This window comes from Caulobacter sp. FV1ye13L, assembly GCF_058681155.1.
Window position 1 is genome coordinate 3,645,449 of sequence record NZ_CM178732.1, and the last position, 13,681, is coordinate 3,659,129.

Sequence of the window (13,681 nt, forward strand, 5' to 3'; positions counted from 1 at the left end):
CCGTGGGCCTCCGAGGCCAGCGACGCCACAACGACAGGGAGTGGCTCTGATCCTACGTATTGTTGTGGTCGAACGGATGGTCAGAGCCGAAAAAAATGTCGCGGCCTGCAGGTTGGACCAGCCCCACCCAGTTGCCCAGAATTGATGGCGCGACTTCCGATACGCGCCAATAGCTGACATTGGCTCACTTCCAGAAACTCGACCTTCGTAGATCGGCTACTCGCTAGCGCAGACGCCAACTCGAAGGCCAGGACTAGCAGTCACGGCGATAGTAGCCGCCAGCCTCTCTAGCGGGGCCGTGGTTATTTCCGCCGACGGGTTCTCCCGTCGCCCTTAAGACTGCTAGAAGCGAAGCTTGCGCTCAATCTTCGATCGATGGCCAGGCCCTAAGTGTACGGTTGAGAATCATGGACCTGACATTCCTGACCAAGCTGGCCGCTCTGGCCATCGCCGCCGGCAAGTTCTTTTGGACCCGAAAAAAGCGCAAGGAACAGTTCGAGGAAGCCTTCGTTTTCGCGCTCGCCCAGGCCACGAACGCCGCGCCGGCCCATCGCGACACCTTCACCAGCCAAGCCTTCATCGCCCAGGATCTTCGCCCCCTGGCGCGTCAGTCCGCCAAGCAACCCGCCCAAGCCTTCACGGCGCCACAGGTGGCCGCGCTCTATCGCAAGCGTTTCCCGGCGACGAAATCCCAAACCGCGATCAGCCACGATGACACCGAGGTCGCGATCCTGTCGGGGGTATTTGTCGGCACCTTCCAGTCCAAGCTGCTGGCGGCCAGCGAGTGGGCCGACCTGATCGATCGTCGGCAGGGCTGGGCGACCCAGGAGCGTGTCGCGCTGATCGCGACAGACATTCCGGCGCTCGATTGGACTACAACGGCCCTCATGGTCCGGCGCTGGTTGAGCGAGGCCTTCGCTTCGCGGCTTGAAGCGCGCAATCGCCTGGGCCAGCCTCTGCAGATCAATGCGCCAGACCTCAGGATTAATGTGCCTCGACCCGCCACCGAGGGCGCGATCAGCGAAGCGCTAAGGTCGGAAGACGACGTCCCGGTGCTCGTGGTCGGCGAGGACGGTGTCGGCAAATCCTGGAGCACGGCGCGCGCCCTCGACGCGCTGCCGCGGTCTGACGACATCGTGCTGATGATCTCGAGTCGGGAGTTGGCGCCCCACCAAGGCCTGGCCGAGTTGCTGTCGGAGGCGCTGCGTACCCGTACACGAACGGGGACCCAGGAGGGTTGGCACCAGCTTTTGCAAACCTGGTTTCCCGAAACGCCGTCGACCCCGGATCCAAGACGGCTCGTTCTCGTCCTTGATGGTCTGAACGAAAACCATTTGGCCAAGTGGCGCAATTTGCTGATCGAGGCCCGCACGCCCCGCTGGCTGGGCCGGCTGAAGGTGTGTCTGTCGGCTCGCCCAGGGCTAGCCGAACAAATCAGGGCGCAATGTAGCGTCCTGGACAGCGCCCCAAGCTGGATTCTGGTCAGTCCGTTCGACGATGGCGAACTGGGCCTGGCCCTCGCGGCCGTGGGCCGCCAGGCGTTGATGCAAAAGCTTAGCGGCGGCTCGCTGGAAGCGCTGCTACGCACCCCCCGCTATTTCGAAGTCGCCAGCCGGCTGTGGGATCAGGTGTCCGACGACGCCCAGGTCACGGTCAATCGGCTGATCCTGGAAGACCTGCGTACGCAGGTGAATTTCAGCGACAACAAACTCGACGCGGGCGCCTGGGAGGCCCTGCTCGCCGAACTCGGCGGAAAGTGGCTCCAGGGCACGCGCAACTTCAATCTCAACGAAGTTCAGTCCGCCCTGGCCAACTCAGCCTTGGCGCCCGACCAGATCGACGCCGGTCTGGCCCAGATCCGGGAGGGCCGGTTGTTTCCAAGGCTCGGTGCCAAGATCAGCCTGGACGAAGCGCTGGCACCCCTGGCGATCGGCATGGCCCTGATCGAGGATCTCCTCGCCCAAGGTCTTGGCGACGCGGCAGCGGTCGTCGAAGCGCTGGACGTTCTGTTGCCCAACCTGGGCGCGGACAAGCGAGGCCAGGCCCTGGCCGCCGCCGCCGCGATCGCCTTCTGCTGGACGGTCGCCACGCCCGATCCAACGCCCCTGCGGGCCGGGCTTCTCGGCGCTTGGCTAACGTCTCAAAACCTACCGTCAGACACCGAAGGCGAGCTCAACGGCTACGTGACGGCCGATGCGGCGGCCTACGCGGACGCGTTTGAATGGCTTGTGACCAAAGGCGCCCCAAACCGGATGGCGATAACGCTTTTGGAAGAAGCGCTGCGCCAGGCGGCGGGCGACCCCGCGGTTCAAACCCTCTCTCTGCAGCGCGCGCAAAGATGGGCCGGCTATATCGGTCTGGCCGATCCGCATCAGTCAAACAATTTCAGCGTGACCAGTACGCGCGGGCGGCGCCTGAACCAGACGCTAGGAACACTTCCGGGTCCAGGCTCCCAATCGATCCTCGGCGCCGATATCGAGTTCCTGCCCGGCCCCGACCAGCCCTTCCTCCTACACTTGGCGGCGGTGCTGATGCGCAACGCGCCCCTGGCGGCTCACGTCCAAGCGTTCCGCAACGCCGCGGTCGCCATGGCCATCGGCCACAGCCATGCCGGGACCGATGCACTGCGGTGGACGTCTCGCCTCAATACACGGGACCCAGAACTCCTGGACGCCGCGTTGCGCGGCGCCGCCGGCGAGATCGCGGGACTAGCGGATCCCGCGCGGCCCTCGGTCGCCCAGGCCGCCGCTGCCTACCTGCTCAACTTCATCGGCGACGACGCCGATCAACCCGCCATCGACCGCCTTGACCGGCTCGGGGATCTCGACAACGGGCAGCACTACGCCCGCTATCTCAGCGATCCAGGCGGCTCCTATTTTGCTCTGGAGCGAAGGCACGTCCAGGCCGTATCGCGATCGCAGCTGCCGGCCCACCGGCTCCTGGACCGCCTCAAGATCTGGATGTGGGACCCGTCCGTGCAGTTCGCCACGTCCTTGACCGCGAAGGCGCGTCGCGCCGCTAGACAGCGATGGGCTCCGACCGAATTGGCCGCCCACATGGGTCAGACCGTCGAAGATGTCGCCTTCCGCGACCTCGAGCCGGTCCTGGCGCGGCTGGACCCGACCCTGCTGAGCCAGCAGATCGACGACCTTGCGCGTGAGGTCAGCCTGCGTAGCGACATGAGCCTGCGCTTTGGCGCGGTGATGCTGCGCCACCGCCTGGCCGCCCTCAAGGCCCCGGCGCTGGACGCGCTGCAATCGCTGCTGGTCGCCCGCGCGGCCGGGCCAGGCCAGACGGAACACGACGGCTACACCAACCGCAACCTGTTCGACATGTTGGCCTGGCGCATGACAGCCAGCCAACAGCTAGATCTGATCCTGTCGCCGGGCTGTGACGGCGTTCACTATTCGACCGAGCCCTCGCTCAAGCCGGCGGACACCCCGCAGGTCGAGGCGCGGCTCGCTTCTGTGACCGGCGACACGCGGAATCTGCTGTTCGCCTATCTCGCCCTGACCGACCTGACCCCCAGTCCGGCGATCCTGGACACGCTGCACATGTCTATGACCGACCCGGACACGAACCGGGCGGGCCTGGCCATGGCCGCCCTGGCCCGGCACGGGACCGGGGAAAGCGCACAGCGGCTCGTCGACGCCGATTGGCGCTGGTGCCCCGGCGAAGACCAGAACAGCCATTCAGGGTCCCTGATCCTTATCCGCTATGGCAAGACCATCGCCTTCAGCGCCACCGTCGAAAGTAATCCAGCGCGGCGCGCCCGTACGCGCCAAAAGGAGACTCTCAAGCCGCTCCAAAAACACGGGTTTCGCTTCAAGAAAACAGGAAGAGGCCAGCTCAGCAGTTTGCTGGCTCGCCCCTGCCCGAAAATACGTTGCTCCTCGGACAACGCCTCCGCTCATTCGCTTCGCTGCAGGCCCTTACCGGGCACAGAAATTGGCGATGTCGCTGGCGGTGTCGCGACTGATGTCCGGGCAGCAGATCGGAAAGATCTCCGTGCCATGGATCGTGCCCATCACCTGGCGGCACCGGGCGCTGACGCCTGCCGCCATTAGTCGCCGGTAGAAGGCGATGCCTTCATCGCGCAGCGGATCACATTCGTTGACGCTGATCACGATAGGCGGCAGGCCCCGCAGGTCTTCAATCGTCGCAAAACCCGGCCAGGCCAGCGGATTGCGGGCCTCGAACGCCTCGATGCCATAGGCCATGGCGCCCCGGTTGTTGTGCAGTTGCAGCAGGATGCCGTTGTTCTCCGTCGAGGACGGGTGCTCCTCCAGCGGCCACTGGCCGGCAATATAGGGACACAGGGCATAGAGGCCGGTGATCAGACCCAGATCGCCATCGGCCTTGAGCTTCAAGCCCGTCGCCAGGGTCAGGTTGCCGCCGCCGCTTTCACCGGCGATGATGATCCGGGCGGGGTCGATGTTCAGGGCCGCGCTATTGGCGTGAACCCACTTCAGGCCAGAGAGGCAATCGTTTAGGCCTGCTGGAAACGGCGCCACCTCGCTGACGGAGGATGGAAGGGTCGCATTGCGGAAATCAACCATGGCCACCGCCACTCCGCGGGCAGCAATAATCCTGCCCCAAGCGCGATAGTTGCCGTCAAAGCACGACAGACGCTCCATGCCGCCGCCATGGATATAGTAGACGCAAGGCAGGCATTCATCCGTATCAGGACGGATGAACTGGATATTGATCAGGTTGCCGTCGGGCATTGAAACGACCTGCTCGGTTCGGCAGACAAGTCCCGTCGACGGCGCCACCATTTCATTGTCGCACATGTCCAGAAAGGCCTTCAGGCCAGCCGCAGCGGCCAGCGCCTCAGGGCTGCATTCCTGGACCAGCAGTTCCTCGCGGCTTGAGACGTCGCCAGCGCCGATGCCAAACTCGGCGGCGCCGAAGATCGCCTTGATGCGAGGGTCAATGCGGGGGTCTTCGGCGATCTTGGAGGCCATGGGAGATCCTGGTCTTGAGGTTGAAATTTGGACTAGTGCGACGCTGCAGAGACGGCCTGGCCCAGAAGGCCAGCCTGCCCGCCGTCCCAGGGAATGGCAAGCCGAGCCCGACGCTCGTCGATGGCGCGGTGGAGCTCAAGACTACCCGGCAGGAGATTGACAGCTGGCCGGGCCGTTCCATCAAAGGCCATGTAGCGACGGTCGGAAAACAGGTAGGGCGACCAGACCGGACGCCCCGCGCCATTGGGATCGCCCGCCCTGGCAAAGGCCACCCAATAGTCCGACATCACCTCGGCAAGGGCCAGGTCGGAGGCCCTCGGTGTCTGGCCGGGGAGAAACTGCAGGCTCGCATTATTGAAGACATAGGCGATCTCACTGGCATGGAACGCGCCAAGTTTCCGCTGGTCGGCGCCAAAGGACACCCATCGCTGCACCTCGCCCACCGGCGGAACGTGAGAGAAGTAATAGAGCCAGGCGGGTGACTTTACCGCCGCCATGCGATCGGCCCAGTGCTCCATCCGCCAGCCAAACTCGGAGTCACGATAGGCGTTGAAAACCGCGTCGGTGAGGTCTCCAGACGGGTACTGCTTGAGGTAGGCTGGCGCCAGATCGCCGAAGCGGGCGGTCACCTGCGCCTCATAGCTTGCCGCGTCCTTGGGAGTTTGGGCGACGACGCCGAAATCTGAAAGGCCCGAGCCCTCGTCAGCATTGAAGCCGACCATCACCGGAACGGCATGCTGCTCGCCGCGCAGGAAGGTCTCGCGGACGGGGCGCTTGAACACCGTGCCGTCCACCGTCAGAAACTGGCCAAAATTGGGGATGCCCGGCGCGAACGCCGTCTTGTCCAGAAGCGCCTGGGCTGAAAGGGCGCGCAGCGCAGCCAGCCCGCCGGGCGCGACGCGGTCCCCAAACGCCTTGCCAGTCGACTCAGCGGAAGGAAGACCGGACGCAGCTGAGGCCAGGCTGGGCATTGAATAGAGGTAGGCCCCACTCTCACCGATCGCCTTGTGGAACAGTCCCTGCGACAGCGGTGTGGCCATAAGCAGGCTCACCGCCCAGCTTCCGGCGGACTCGCCGAAGACGGTGACGTTGTCGGGGTCGCCCCCGAACGCCGCGACGTTGGCCTTGACCCATTTCAGGGCCTCGACCTGATCGGTCACGGCGAAATTGCTGACCGGACCATGTCCCGCGTCAGCGGAAATCTCAGGGTGGGCAAAGAAGCCGAAGACGCCCAGCCGATAGTTCAGGGAGACCACCACCACGCCCTTACGGGCCAGCGCGGCGCCGTCATAGGTCGGCGTACTGGCGCCGCCGCCGACGAAGCCGCCGCCGTGGATCCAGACCATGACCGGCGCCTTGCGAGCCTTATCGGCCGAAGGGGTCCAGACATTCAGATAGAGGCAGTCCTCGCTCATTGCAGCCGCTGGCTCGGCATAGATGACCGGCTGTGTCTTGCCGGGGCCGAACGAGAGTTCAGGCGGCATCGGCGCCTGCATGCAGATCGGCGCGAAATGCCGGGCGTCGCGGACGCCTGTCCAGCCTGGCGCGGGCGCGGCGGCGGTCCAGCGCCGCACGCCGACCGGCGCAACGGCATAGGGTAGGCCCTTGAATTGCGCGACCTTGCCGTCGGCGCTCATCTCGCCAAGCAGCGCGCCCTGCGGCGCAGCCAACTTTATGTCGCTTTCAGAAGCCGCCGCCCCCGTTGCCAGGATCAGGAAGGGGGCAGACACCAGCGCTGCGAGGATCATCCGAACGGACATAGAGGTCTCTTTCACGACATCCCGAGCGCAGGATTGCGCCCGGGCCGATCACAAAGGCGCCGGGAAGGCTGGCGCCGCAGCGACGTCAGTACTTCCAGCCCAGTCGCAGACCGAGGGTCCGGGGCCGAAGCGTGCTGTAGCGATTGAGAGAATAGTTGGCGGCATCGATGAATATGACGCTTTGATTATTGGTCAGATTTTCCGCGTAGGCGGAGGCTGTCAGATTGCCTTGAGACCAGCCAAGACTGGCATTGATGTTGGTGTAGGAAGGAATTTTGGCAAAGGCTGCATTGGGTGTCCCCGCACCAGCGGTGTTTGGGAAAGTATTGACATAGGATCCGACATACTGGCCGTCGAGGCGACCATACATTTCCGAACCGTTCGCCAGCGTCCATCCGTACTTCACATACCCCCCGGCCTTGAAGTCAGGTGAGGCCAGCTGCGCCCCGACCACCGCGCCGGAGATCAAGGCTTCGGTTGGCGTCAGGTCAGTGACCTCGGCATTCTGAAAGGTCAGGTTCAGGCCGGCGTCCAGTTGGCTGGTGATGCGGGCATCGAACTCCGCCTCCAGCCCGATCGACCGCGACTTGCCGACGGTGCCGACATAGGGCGTCGCGTCCGATGAGCGGACCAGTGGGACCTGCATCGGACCCCAGTCGATGTAATAGACTGCAAGGTTGGAGCGAAGCCGCCCGTCCAGCAGGATCGACTTGGAGCCAACCTCGTAGTTCCACAGCGAGTCCGCCTCGGCCATCACCGGAATGATGGCCGGATCGCTTGGGTTGATCACACTCTTGCCGCCATTGCTGGCCGAGGGACCGTTGGGATGGCTGCGGCGGAAGCCTTGCGAGGCCAAGGCGTAGAAGGTCTGGTCAGCCGAGGGCTTCCAGTCCACGCCCAGCTTGCCAATGACCTTGCTCTGCTTGCCGGTCGTATTCTTGACCGTCAGGCCGGTCGGAACCTTGGTGATCACCGCGCCGCCACCGCCAAACAGGGCGTTGAAAACAAGCGGCACGAAGGTGGGGGTGGTGAAGCTGCTGCCGCCAACGCCCTGGTCGGAGAACTCGTACTGCGAAGCCCTCAGACCACCGGTCACGGTAAGGGTTTCGGTGAGGTGGTAATTGAGCTCGCCATAGAGCGCCGCCTCGAAATTCTTCTTGGTGCGCAGGTCATGACTGAGGTCAGGATTTGGCGACAGGATCGGCGTCAGGCCGGTCAGCTTCAGGCTGTCTAGGAAAGCCTGGCTGGTATTGAAGACGTCGGCATAGTCGCTTTCCTGGTCCAGGTAGAAGAGGCCCGCAACCCAGTCGATCTTGCCACCCTTTTTGGACACCAGCCTGGCATCCTCGACGACCGACTTGGTATCGATGTGTTCCTGGAAATAGTAGGGCAGGAAGGCGGTCAGGACCCCGTCCAGATCCAGATTCCAGCCCGTTTTGGCGGTAGCGTAAACGGTCGACGACGTCAGATCGGCCCAGCCCAGATCATATTCAGCGGACAGATTGTAGTTGTTGACGTCGACGTCCACCTGGAAGGGAAAGTCCCGCTTGGCGATGTTGCGGCCAAGGGTCGGATCATAGAGCGAGGAATCGCCGACATCGTTGTGGTCGCTGGTCACCATCAGGGTGGCGGAAAACCGGTCCGTGGGTGTCCAGCGCAGGGAGCCGCGCACGCCCCAATCCTTGGCGGTATTGGTGTTCTTGCGACCGGCGCCGGCATAGTTGACCCAGCCGTCTTCATCGCGCGAGTAGCCGACGATCCGCGCCGCCAGTTGATCTTCGATCAGCGGAATATTGACCATGCCGCTGATGCGCCGGCGATTGGAGTCGCCCTTGGTCTGGCCGATATCGACATCCAGAGAGCCGTGAAAGCCCGTCGAGTCCGGCTTGTTGGTGATGTAGCGGATAGCCCCCGCCAGCGAACCCGAGCCAAACAGCGTGCCCTGTGGTCCGCGCAGAACCTCGACCCGGGCAATATCGTAGGGACGCACATCGGGCGTCACCACAGAGAACGAGGTCAGCGGCAGGTCGTCCAGATAGATGGCGACGAGCTTCTGTTCGCCGCTGCTGCTGGTGCCGTTTGATGTCTGGATGCCACGGACGACAAACTTGTTGAAGTTCGACCCGCCAGTGGCGATCACGCCGGGCACGGTGCGGGTGAGGTCTTCGTAGTTTTCGATGCCCCGCGCCGCCAGGTCCTGGCCCGTCATGGCCGTGATGCTTTGCGGCAGGTCCTGGATCGAGACGGCCCGCTTGCTGGCCGTGACGACCAGTTCGTCAACAACTACTGGCTTGTCGACCTTGTTGGCCTCGTCGGCGTGAACGACATTGACGCCCACGAGGCTCATGATCAGGGCGGACGCCCCAGCCAGAAGTGAAGTGCGGTTTGAGCGTGGCATCTCGACGTCCCCCTCAGCCCCTGACTGCGAGATCGTGATGACCCCGCTTTTTGTCAGTTGGCCGGTGAGTGGCTTGTCCAGAAGCATGATCTTCAGCGCTTCTGTCACTGTGCGCCGCCCCTTTACGGGTCGAATGCCTCGCGTTCCGGCCAGCTCATAGGGGTAGAGGAGCGACACGCCGCATTGGGTGGCCAGCGCAACAAGCGCGGGTCCAAGCGTCGGCTCAGCGATCTCGACGTCACAGCGAGGCGCCACGCCTTGGGCGTGAGCGGTCGCAGAGCCGCTAAAGGTCAAGCCTGCCGCAAGGCAAACCAGCACCCGAAACCGCAATCCCTGTCCTTCCGTCCCCATGTTCTGACTCGGTGTTTGGCTCACAGATGTCGCCAGGCCACCGGCCTTGGGGAAGAAGACCGACAGCCAGAGGAAATCCTCCATACTGGCAGGCAATATGTCAGATTAATTTTTCAAGCGGCGGAATTTCTACAGCGCGCGCCGGCGGACCTGACCCGGTTCAGGCCCCTGCCGTAAGCCTGACATGCTTGGCGTCAAGCCGCTCAACCCGTACGCCAAACCCAGATTCGAGTGCTTCCAGCATCGGTTCAACTTCACCGACCTTGAAGTAGCCGCCGACCTTCAGATGGTTCAATTGTGGATCGGCGATCTCGATATAGACGTCGGTATAACGACTGACATCGGCAATCACCTCGCTGAGGTCGTCGCCGGTAAACACCAGCATGCCCTGGCGCCAGGCCAGGCGGCGGGTCGCTTCCTGGGGCGCCACATCGGCCCGGCGCACCAGTTGGGCATCTACGACGCTGGCCTCGGCGGTTCCGCTGTTTGCATGAAGGGTCGCCAGAGGGCGTCGGGGCAGGGCCGCAACGGCTTCCAGCCGGCTTGTGCTGGTGCGACCAGAAACTGACGATAGCTGCACAACGCCCTTGGTGACGGTAACGTCAACCTCACGGCCCTGCAGCCGGACCACGAAGGCTGTGCCGACCGCGCGCACGACGCCGTCGCTGGCATAGACGGAGAACGGCTTGGCCTTGTTCGGCGCGACGTCGAAAAACGCTTCGCCCTTTAACAGTCGCAGATCGCGAGCCTGGTTGGAGTAGCGGACCTCGACCAAAGTGTCGGTGTTGAGCTGCACGCTTGAGCCATCGGCAAGGGTCACTGTGCGCTGCACGCCGACGGCGGTCTCATAGGTCTGGATCTGCGGTCTTGTTATGGTGTGCACGACCAGTCCGGCGCCGATCAGGACCGTCAAAGCGGCAGCGGCCGACCAAATGGCGCGCCGTGTGATCCAGACGGGCCCGGCTTTTGGTTTGATGTCGACGGCTGCTGAGAGCGCCGCCAGTTCGTCCAGTCCTGACCACAGCGACTCAAACCGCTGGGCGGCGCGTCGATGCAGCGGACTGCGCGCCTGCCAGGCCTCGAAAGCGGCGCGGTCGGCGTCTGTCGCGTCGTCGCGATCCAGCCGGGCGACCCAATCGGCGGCCTGAGCTTCCAGTGACCCTGCACCGGTGAAGTTCAACAGATTTGAGGTGTCAGACATCGCCGGACCGTGTTTTCCGCGAAAGCTGGACGCCCGCTAAGGTCGGCCCCGGCGCACCGCCGCCGACCTCATAGCCCAGGCTGCGCAGGTGGTCCATGCACCGCCCCAGGCCTGCTGCGACATGCTTTTCCACCGTGCTCTCGGAAATCCCCAATTGGGCGGCGACCTCGCGCTGCGAGAGCCCTTGCACCTTTCGCAGCAGAAAGACCCGTCTGCATTGGTCAGGCAGCCGCGAAACGGCGTCAGCGAAGATGGCCAGTTTTTCACGCCCTTCCAGCATCTGCTCGCCCGTGACCTGATCCTGCTGACCAAGGACCGACGGGTCGGGGAAATCCTCTATCGCGCCAGTCAAACGCGTGCTGAGCCGCGAGCGCTCGTTCAGAGCCAGATTGCGGGCCACCTTGTAGAGAAACGCCCTTGGATCGCGCACCTCCTGATCCGCCTCAGCCGCGAATGCCCGCAGGAAGGTCTCCTGGGCCACGTCATCGACATCCTGTTGGCGGGGCAAGAAGCGATTCAAGAAGCGCTTCAACCCCCGCTCGTTGTCGAGAAAGGCACGCAGCATCGGCGACATTGTAGGCTGCTGCTCCTGAGCTCCACCAATCGCGGGTGATTTCAGGCTAGCACCTGCTTCCGCTGACGCGCAAATGAGGGCAAAGCCACACGGGTTGGCTCAGCGATGCAAAGGGCGAACGGAACCCGAACACGCCAACTTCACGCCGGGCAGAGCATTTCGGCGGCTCTGACCGACGCGTCATCGACCACCTCGCCGGCTATGCGGCAGCGCCCCTCAAGGCCCGCCTTCTCCAGGTCGACCGGATCGCTGGCGACACCTATAACGGGTCGATCAACGCCATGGAAAACCACTGATGAGCCTGATGAGACGCTTTCTTCCCTTGCTGGTTCTCGCCGTCCTGGTGGTGGCTGTGTTCGCCAGCGGCGTGACCCGCTACCTCAATTTCGAGGCGCTACGGACCCATGAGGCGGCCTTGCGAGCCTTTGTCGGCGAACACCTGATCCTGGCCCTGCTCACCTTCATGGCCGTCTATGCCGTGGCCACGGCGATCAGCCTTCCCGGGGGCCTGGTCCTGACCCTCACGGGCGGCTATCTGTTTGGCCCATGGGTCGGCGGCGGCGCGACCGTGGTCGGCGCCACGATCGGGGCCATTCTGGTGTTCTATGCGGTCCGCACCTCGCTGGGCGAGGTGTTGCGTCGACGCGCCGAGGCCTCAGGCGGGACGCTCAAAGCGGTCATTGATGGCGTTCAGGCCGGGGCCTTTGGCTATATCCTGACCCTCAGGCTGGTGCCTCTGGCCCCCTTCTGGATGGTCAATATCGCCGCCGCCCTGGCCCATGCGCCGCTACGGGCCTATGCCCTGGCCACCTTCCTGGGCATCATGCCCGCGACCTTCATCTATAGCGGCATCGGCGCCGGGATCGGCGACCTGATCGCCCGCGGCGAAACGCCGAACGCCGGAGCGATCTTCGAGCCCCGCGTCCTCCTGCCCCTGATCGGGCTGGGCCTGCTGTCGCTGGGCACCACCCTCTATCAACGCCGCCGCGCCAGAACCGGAAACGCCCTGTGACATCCAAAACCCTCAAGGTCGACATGGCCGTCATCGGAGCGGGCTCGGGCGGTCTGTCCGTGGCTGCTGGGGCTGCGCAACTGGGCCTCAAGGTGGTGCTGTTCGAAAAGGGGGAAATGGGCGGCGACTGCCTCAACTATGGCTGCATTCCCTCAAAGGCGCTGATCGCCGCCGCCGAAGCCGCCCATCACGCTCACGCTGCCTCGACGCTCGGCGTCCGGGTCGGCGAGGTGTCGATCGACTTCTCCAAGGTCATGGCCCATGTCCACGCCGCCATCGCGGCCATCGCGCCCAATGACAGTCAGGCGCGCTTCGAAGGGCTGGGCGTGCAGGTGGTGCGCGAGGCCGCCCGCTTCGTCGACGATCGCACCGTCGCCAGCGATAGTGTGCGCGTCAGGGCGCGAAAGATCATCGTGGCCACCGGCTCCCATGCCGCCGTACCGCCAATTCCCGGCCTCGACGCCGTCCCCTACCTGACCAATGAAACCCTGTTTGGCCTGACGACCCTGCCCGAACGTCTGATCGTGCTGGGCGGCGGTCCAATCGGCGTCGAGCTCGGCCAGGCTTTCCGCCGACTGGGCTCAGAGGTGGTGATCATCGAGGCCGACGCCCTTCTGGGACGCGAAGACCCGGCGGCCGCCGCCGTGGTTCTGGCCCAACTCCGCGCGGACGGCGTCGAGGTCATGACCGGCTGCAGGGCCACGCGGATCGCGTCCGGTCCCGTGGTTGAGGTGGAGACCAATGGCCAGACCCGCACGGTCACGGGCTCGCACCTTCTGATCGCGGTCGGGCGCAGCCCGGCCCTAAGTGGACTGGACCTCGACAAGGCAGGCATCGAGACTGACCGCAACGGCATCATCACCGACAAGTCCCTGCGCAGCAGCAACCGGCGCGTCTATGCGGTCGGCGACGCCGCCGGTCGCGGTCAGTTCACGCATCTGGCCGGCGCGCACGCCTCGCTGGTGGTGCGCCGGACTGTCTTCGCCCTGCCGGTCAACGCCGACGCCCTGCACACGCCCCGGGTCACCTATTGCGATCCGCAACTGGCCGCAATCGGGCTGGGCGAATCCGAGGCCCGTGCGATCCATGGCGATGACCTGCGCGTCGAGCACTTTGACTTTGCTGAAAATGACCGGGCTATCGCCGAGGGCGACACGCGTGGCTTCGGCAAGCTGATCACGACGAAAAAGGGCAAGATCCTCGGCGTCACCCTCGTGGGCCGTCAGGCCGGCGACCATATCCATCTCTGGTCCCTGGTGATGTCGGCGGGGCTCAAGCTCAGTCAGATCACCAGCATGATCGCGCCCTATCCCACCCGGGGCGAGATCGGCAAACGTCTGGCCGGCCAATGGTACACCCCGGCGCTGTTCTCTGACCGCACACGCAGGCTGGTGGCGATCCTGAAGCATTTCGCCTGA

7 protein-coding genes are annotated in these 13,681 nt (G+C 64.3%); 2 read left to right on the forward strand and 5 right to left on the reverse strand.

Annotated elements, in window-relative coordinates:
- Positions 1-3,932: 3,932 nt before the first annotated feature.
- The 5 genes from ACW176_RS17665 to ACW176_RS17685 form a co-directional block, all read right to left on the reverse strand.
- A complete protein-coding gene (locus tag ACW176_RS17665) occupies positions 3,933-4,967 on the reverse strand; it encodes an alpha/beta hydrolase fold domain-containing protein (protein WP_492110061.1) in 1,035 nt (344 codons plus the stop codon).
- A 32-nt stretch (positions 4,968-4,999) separates the two neighbouring features.
- On the reverse strand, positions 5,000-6,727 hold the full coding sequence (locus tag ACW176_RS17670; RefSeq protein WP_492110062.1) for a carboxylesterase/lipase family protein: 1,728 nt from the start codon (positions 6,725-6,727) through the stop codon (positions 5,000-5,002).
- Between the two features lie 85 nt (positions 6,728-6,812).
- The gene (locus tag ACW176_RS17675) at positions 6,813-9,074 is read right to left on the reverse strand and encodes a TonB-dependent receptor (RefSeq protein ID WP_492110063.1); all 2,262 of its coding nucleotides are present in this window, start codon (positions 9,072-9,074) and stop codon (positions 6,813-6,815) included.
- A 562-nt stretch (positions 9,075-9,636) separates the two neighbouring features.
- Positions 9,637-10,677, reverse strand: coding sequence for a FecR family protein (locus tag ACW176_RS17680; protein WP_492110064.1), 1,041 nt, complete (start codon positions 10,675-10,677; stop codon positions 9,637-9,639).
- Entirely contained in the window at positions 10,670-11,251 is a 582-nt protein-coding gene (locus ACW176_RS17685; RefSeq protein WP_492110065.1) for an RNA polymerase sigma factor, read from the reverse strand. The genes ACW176_RS17680 and ACW176_RS17685 overlap by 8 nt, the downstream gene beginning before the upstream one ends.
- 295 nt (positions 11,252-11,546) lie before the next feature.
- Between ACW176_RS17685 and ACW176_RS17690 the strand changes: the two genes are divergently transcribed.
- Together ACW176_RS17690 and ACW176_RS17695 are read left to right on the forward strand one after the other, a co-directional pair.
- The gene (locus ACW176_RS17690) at positions 11,547-12,263 is read left to right on the forward strand and encodes a TVP38/TMEM64 family protein (protein WP_492110066.1); all 717 of its coding nucleotides are present in this window, start codon (positions 11,547-11,549) and stop codon (positions 12,261-12,263) included.
- Positions 12,260-13,681, forward strand: a complete 1,422-nt coding sequence (locus ACW176_RS17695) for a dihydrolipoyl dehydrogenase family protein (protein ID WP_492110067.1) — start codon at positions 12,260-12,262, stop codon at positions 13,679-13,681. Before ACW176_RS17690 ends, ACW176_RS17695 begins: the two co-directional genes overlap by 4 nt.

Bases quoted from the DNA above. Each gene is read 5' to 3' on its own strand.
- ACW176_RS17665 (WP_492110061.1), bottom strand. From the start codon at position 4,967: ATGGCCTCCAAGATCGCCGAAGACCCCCGCATTGACCCTCGCATCAAG.
- ACW176_RS17670 (WP_492110062.1), bottom strand. From the start codon at position 6,727: ATGTCCGTTCGGATGATCCTCGCAGCGCTGGTGTCTGCCCCCTTCCTG.
- ACW176_RS17675 (WP_492110063.1), bottom strand. From the start codon at position 9,074: ATGAGCCTCGTGGGCGTCAATGTCGTTCACGCCGACGAGGCCAACAAG.
- ACW176_RS17680 (WP_492110064.1), bottom strand. From the start codon at position 10,677: ATGTCTGACACCTCAAATCTGTTGAACTTCACCGGTGCAGGGTCACTG.
- ACW176_RS17685 (WP_492110065.1), bottom strand. From the start codon at position 11,251: ATGTCGCCGATGCTGCGTGCCTTTCTCGACAACGAGCGGGGGTTGAAG.
- ACW176_RS17690 (WP_492110066.1), top strand. From the start codon at position 11,547: ATGAGCCTGATGAGACGCTTTCTTCCCTTGCTGGTTCTCGCCGTCCTG.